We start from the raw sequence: 5439 nt of genomic DNA, 5'->3' as shown, positions 1-5439 counted from the left end.
CGTCCCCCGGCCACGCCCGAGCCCACGCCGCCGATGCCGCGGCAACAACCCCGCCCGCCGCCAGCTCTCCAACTGGCTGCCCGTCACCACCACCTTCCGAGCGGCAAGTTCGTGAATCACCCGCAGATCAGCCGGACTCGGTGCTCCTCGTGCCATGCCCACCATTACAACCCCGAGAAGCGCAATTCTCTGCAGACCTGCGGCTCTGGCTCACTGGTCCCAGCACCACAGCCCGCGCTGCCGCGCCCTGCCCGAACGGACACCCGCCATGCCGAAGAAGCACCGCACCCCCTCCACCACCCCGCACCAGGACCACGTGAGGCCCGACCCCGTCTCATGGCGGCGCCTCGTCTCCGTAGCGCTCCTCACCGGAGCCGTCCGTCACATCGGCGCCCTCCTGGCCGGCCTCGCAGTGACCTGGTGGCAGCACGACTGACACCCGCCCGAGCGCGAAGAGGAACCCCATGCCTGTGCAGCCGACCGCAACTGACATCACCTGGGTTCGACGCAGCCACGCTTTACGCCTACACGCTGCTCCAGGAGAGCGTCGCCGCCCACGCCCGCGACGCCTTCCCCGTCCTGGATAGCCCGGCTGGCCATCACGCTGCGGCCTGTGGATGACCCGGATTCGCGGCGTGGTCGCCCGACCACTGGAACCAGACCATGGCCCGACCACGGTCCGACCGGGCCGCATCCGGCCCCAACCACGGCTAGTCAGGGTTCGGATTCGTCCCGCAGCGACGAAGAACTCGCCCGGCTCCACCCCGACCAGGACGAAGACGAACAGCTGGCCCTGCCCGTGCTCCCGCTTCGCCTGGTGGCGTGCTCAAGAACTGGCCAGCCGTGCGTACCGCCGTGCTCGGAGGCGCTTCCGCGCCGCCCCGCAGCGAGCAGACCGGCGACCGCCGCACCTGCCGCCGGGGCGAGGGTGGTGGTGCGGCCGACGTACTGAAAGCGGCCTTCGGTGTCGTACCTGCCGAGCAGCAGCGTGCGGGGAAGGGCCAGAGGGCCGGTGATCGCGCCGACGATCGCCTCACTCGTCTCGCGGATCTTGTATTTCTGCCAGCCCCTCACCGACGGGCGGTAGGCGTCGTTCAGTCCCTTGAAGACCACCCCCTCCATACCGACCGACGCCCACGTCAGCCACTCGCGCACGACATCAGCCTCGGTGGTCGACGGACACAGCGCCCACGGCGCCGACAGGCGACGGGCGGTGAACACGGACTCCAGCGCGGCCCTGCGCCGCCGATACGGCCACCCGGTGGTGTCGGTTCCGGGCAGCCGCAGCAGATCGAACGCGACGAAGTGAGCCGGCCACTCGCCCGCCGCCCGGGCCGCCCCGGCGCCGCGCCGCTGAAGCCGGTTCTGCAGCCGCTCGAAGGTGAGACGGCCCGCCGTCCCATACGACCAGCCGTCCAGCGCGGTCGCGTCCGGCAGCTGGCGGCCCCAGCCCCAATCTCCGGAAACGCCGGAAGCATCTCGGTGCCGCGCCTGGAGCGCAGCACCACCCGGCCCGCATCGACGGAGACCAGGGCTCGGAATCCGTCCTTCTCCAGCCTTTGCCATGTCTCATGAGCCATGGACCCCTTGATATGGACTGGGCCACCTGTGAGCGTCTCGGCTTTGCTGCCCAACAGCGGGGCAGAGGCGGCCACCCCTTCGTTGAGTTCGCTACTGGAGCATTCGCGACGGCCGCGTCAGCGAGTGGACGCAGGAAACAAACTCACTTCCGTGAACACATAACGCAATGATCTGCACTTATTGTTACTTTTCATGTGTTGACGCTCGCCGTGGTGATTCTCTTGCTGGTAGGCGGGGCGGCGGAAGGAACTGCGGTCGTGAGTGGTGGGCAGAGTGGACTTCCCCGATTGCTGACGGCAGCGGAGACTGCGGCGCCGGTGGAGGCGGTGGACGTGATCGCGGAGGACCTGCGGCGGCGTTTCGAGGCCACGAAGGTCTCATTCCTCATCGTCGACCTGACGGGCAAGGCGGTGGCACGGCTGTCGACCGCCCCGGCAGACGGGCGGGAGGCGGAGCGGATCCCTTTGTTCGGCAGTGTCTACGAAGAGGTGATCCGTACCCAGCGGCTGTATCAGGAGGCGACCGGTCAGGGTCAGCGGGTGATCGTGCCGGTCACCAACCGGGGGGATGCGATCGGGCTGCTGGAACTGCTCCTGCCTGCCGCCCCCGGCGAGGACATCCTTGATGAGGTCGGGGAAGCCGCCCATGTCCTGGCCTACATCGTGATCGCCAACGGGCGTTTCACTGATTTCTACACCTGGGGGAAACGCTCCAGGCCGCCCACCCTCGCGGCAGAGATCCAGTACCAGCTGCTCCCCCTGTCACTGTCGTGCGAGGCCGCGCAGTTCACCCTGTGCGGGAGCCTGGAGCCGTCCGAAAACCTCAGCGGCGACACCTTCGACTACACCCTGGACCGGGACGCGCTGCACGTGTCGGTGACCGATCCCATGGGCCACGACATCGATGCCGCCCTCGCCGCCACGGTCCTGGTGAGTGCTCTGCGCGGCGCCCGCCGCGCCGGAGCCGACCTGGCCGAACAGGCCCACCGCGCTGACCAGGCCCTGGTCGAGCACGGCCAAGGGCACGCCACGGGTCAACTGCTGCGCATCAATCTCCGCACCGGGCGGGCCCAGCTCGTCAACGCGGGACACCCCTGGCCACTGCGCATGCGCGAGGGCGCTGTGGAGGTGATCACCTGCGAGGTGGACCATCCCTTCGGGCTGTCCGAGTTCGCGACCCTCCCCTACCGCGTTCAGGACCTCGATCTGCGCCATGGTGACCGTCTGCTCATGTTCACCGACGGCATGGTCGAACGGCACGGGGAGCAGGTCGATCTGTCTGCCCTGCTGGAGCGCACCCGGGGCCTGCACCCGCGGGAGACCGCGTTGATGCTGACGTCCGCAGTCCGTGACGCTGCCGGCGGCCGGCTCGAAGACGATGCCACCGTGATGTGCCTGGACTGGCACGGCCCCCAGGAGACCCAACGACACGTCAGCTCCGGCGCGGACGCCCAACAAGCCTCAGCCGGCCGCACAAAGCAGCAGCCGTGACCACAGTGCTCTCCTGGACAGTGCCGGGCTGCCGCTGAGTGGCACGCGTCGCGCCTCTTCCTGGAAGCCCGACCCGCCGCCCTTCCCCGGCCGCTGCGGGCGGACCCGAATGAGACATCACGAGGTGTCTGGAGAACCATCCCACTTGGGCTCTGCCGCCCAGCCCGGCCGTAGCTCGGGCACGGGCACGGGAGTGCTCAGCATGGGTTCCGGCGGCGTCCACGTCACACCCGATCCCTTCCACCGTGCGCTCCGGTGCTGTCCTTCTGCTGCCGAGTCCCGCCAAGGGGTGAAGGCGGGAGAGTCCCGCCGGATGGGAGTACCGCTGTGATCGTCCGATTCGTGGGCGGCCCGCTCGGTGGCCGTGAGCTGTCGACCACCCCGAGCCCGTGGGCCGGGGGCTGGCTTACGGCCGGTGACGCCGACTGGGGCCTGTACGTCCCCGTGCACCGCGACCCAACGACCGGCATCGTCCTGGCGGAGGTCCGGGTCACCATCCCGCGCCGGCGGTAGCCGCCGACCGCCCGCACGGCCGCTGCAACACCGCACGGCGGACACCCGAGGCGTGTTGCACCCCTGACCTGCCGAGTCAGGACGAAAGGGCGGGCTGCCAACACCTTGGCAGCCCGCCCCTTCGTCAAGGGCTTCCGTCAGTTGGCCAACGGCACGCTGCGGTCGGCGTGGATGACCGTCCCGTCGGCCAGCCCCACGTACGGCCGCATCTGCGCGTACGGGATGCGCTGCTCCCGCTCTACCCGCCGCAGCTCATCGGCTCGGATCAGGAACCGCGCGGGAGGGGCGCCGGGGGCGAGCACGTGGGGGAGCGGAGTTGCCCAGTTCTCCCCTCGCGTAACGAACATGCGCCGGTCGCCGGGGAGCTCGATGCCCCAGCTGGTGATGGCGATCGGCTGGTCACCGGTGTTGACCGCCTCCACGCTGACGAAATGATCGCCCAGGTCCTGACTGCCGTCGGGCAGGTCGTAGACAGGGATGGAGTTGGAGACCTGGAGAACGACCCGGGGGCCGATGGGAGCGGGCAGGTAGCTCGCGATGTTGAAGCGGTTCTCCTGCTGGTTGTGGTTTCCGACCTGCACAGCGGCAGGGCCGTTGAAGGTGTTGCCGACCACGCCCTGGCGGGCCGCGAAGTCCTGCTGCTCGGCCACCAGCGCCTGAAGCTCGGTCGCGACCTGCTGCTGCTCGGAGTCCTCCAGGGTCTCCAGAAGCGACTCGAAACGCGTCTGCCACGAGGCCTCCTGGCGCAGGCGCGCGCTCCGCATCGCCCGTGGCATCGGCTTCCTCCAGCGCCTGCGCAGTACGGTCCAGGCGCTCCAGCTCCGCACGCTCGCGCTGAGTGTCTCCGCGCCCCAGGAGACGGGCTACGCGTTGCCGCAGACCGGTCCATGCGTCGGTGCCAGCGGCTTGAACGACGGCGGCACCGCCGGCTCCGGCCACGGCCATGAGTGCTTCGGTGAGCATGTGCCAATCCTTCGTCCAGGAAAACCGGCCCCTCAGCTGCGGCTGCGGCGCTGAGGCTTGCGACCAGTGTCCCTGGCACCACTGACAACAGGACCCCCGTCAGCGGTGCCAGCCCCAGTTCACGAGCGCCCCGGTCGCAGGCCCCGAGGGCGTGGGCATACTGCTGGCCATGACAACCCCGCTCCGTACCCGCGTGTACGTGATGACCATCGCGGCGCTGGTGTGCGTGGTGGGTAGCGGAGCCTGCCTCGGCTTCCTCGTGGCCGACTGGGCGGGTGCCGTGGTGGGCGCGGGTGCCACCGGCCTGGGCGCGGGATTCGGAATGCTTGTCCGCCCCCGGCCCGCGGTGACTTCCGTCCAGGCCGCCAGGGGCGACGGCTATGCCGAAGGGATCGCCGACGTGGTTCTGTTGAGCATCGCGACCTACGAGGCGGCGGTCTTCCCGCTCACCTCTGACGGGGTGAGCGATGAAGAACAAGAGGCCCGTCGCACCGTCGCGTACCGGCTCTCCGCCTACGGCGGCCTGCCCCGTTCCGTACGCGTGTCGGCGGCCGCCGCGCTGGAGGCTCTCGATGACGGAGCGGACGCGGAACGTGCCCGCGCTGCCGTGAAGGAACTGTCGCTCGCGGTATACGAGTGCCGCAACGGCCGTTCTCTGACGGGTGATGCCTCTGACTCCAGCGGGTAGAGATCGCCCAGTTTCCAGGGCCCGATGCCTCAGCACGCCCGGCGGGCCGGAGGCCTCGCCCGTTCGAGGGAATTCGGCGGCTGGTGTCTTCGGCCGGTGAGCTCGCGCCGGTTAGCATCCTGCCCGGCTAGGCAGTGTCTTCAAAGGGGCTTGAGCCAGAGGAATAGGGACGCGATGGTGACGGCTGCCTGGTAGGACTCGCGG

General features: G+C 69.4%; 6 protein-coding genes. 4 read left to right on the top strand and 2 right to left on the bottom strand.

Annotated features, from left to right (window positions below; translation table 11 throughout):
* Positions 1-268: 268 nt before the first annotated feature.
* Positions 269-436 carry a hypothetical protein gene (locus BM536_RS40735; protein WP_158086505.1) on the top strand — a complete coding sequence of 56 codons (168 nt, stop codon included), beginning with the start codon at positions 269-271 and terminating at the stop codon, positions 434-436.
* A gap of 278 nt (positions 437-714) precedes the next feature.
* Here BM536_RS40735 and BM536_RS06975 read toward each other — a convergent pair whose 3' ends face one another.
* The gene (locus tag BM536_RS06975) at positions 715-1566 is read right to left on the bottom strand and encodes an ATP-dependent DNA ligase (RefSeq protein ID WP_073500126.1); all 852 of its coding nucleotides are present in this window, start codon (positions 1564-1566) and stop codon (positions 715-717) included.
* Positions 1567-1898: 332 nt separating this feature from the next.
* On the opposite strand from BM536_RS06975, the gene BM536_RS06970 reads away from it, so the two are divergent.
* The gene (locus tag BM536_RS06970) at positions 1899-3071 is read left to right on the top strand and encodes a PP2C family protein-serine/threonine phosphatase (protein WP_094102693.1); all 1173 of its coding nucleotides are present in this window, start codon (positions 1899-1901) and stop codon (positions 3069-3071) included.
* A gap of 327 nt (positions 3072-3398) precedes the next feature.
* Positions 3399-3584, top strand: a complete 186-nt coding sequence (locus BM536_RS06965) for a hypothetical protein (RefSeq protein WP_073500159.1) — start codon at positions 3399-3401, stop codon at positions 3582-3584.
* Positions 3585-3721: 137 nt separating this feature from the next.
* Here BM536_RS06965 and BM536_RS06960 read toward each other — a convergent pair whose 3' ends face one another.
* Entirely contained in the window at positions 3722-4348 is a 627-nt protein-coding gene (locus BM536_RS06960) for a hypothetical protein (protein WP_073500157.1), read from the bottom strand.
* Between the two features lie 398 nt (positions 4349-4746).
* Here BM536_RS06960 and BM536_RS06955 point away from each other — a divergent pair, with 398 nt between their 5' ends.
* Positions 4747-5235, top strand: coding sequence for a hypothetical protein (locus BM536_RS06955; protein WP_211362839.1), 489 nt, complete (start codon positions 4747-4749; stop codon positions 5233-5235).
* Positions 5236-5439 lie beyond the last annotated feature (204 nt).

The sequence above is a fragment of the Streptomyces phaeoluteigriseus genome (assembly GCF_001896135.2).
Lineage (GTDB): Bacteria > Actinomycetota > Actinomycetes > Streptomycetales > Streptomycetaceae > Streptomyces > Streptomyces phaeoluteigriseus.
This window is presented reverse-complemented; position numbering and strand designations above follow the sequence as displayed.

Coding starts and splice junctions, on each gene's coding strand:
- BM536_RS06960 (WP_073500157.1), bottom strand. CDS start 4,348: ATGCGGAGCGCGCGCCTGCGCCAGGAGGCCTCGTGGCAGACGCGTTTC.
- BM536_RS06975 (WP_073500126.1), bottom strand. CDS start 1,566: ATGGCAAAGGCTGGAGAAGGACGGATTCCGAGCCCTGGTCTCCGTCGA.
- BM536_RS40735 (WP_158086505.1), top strand. CDS start 269: ATGCCGAAGAAGCACCGCACCCCCTCCACCACCCCGCACCAGGACCAC.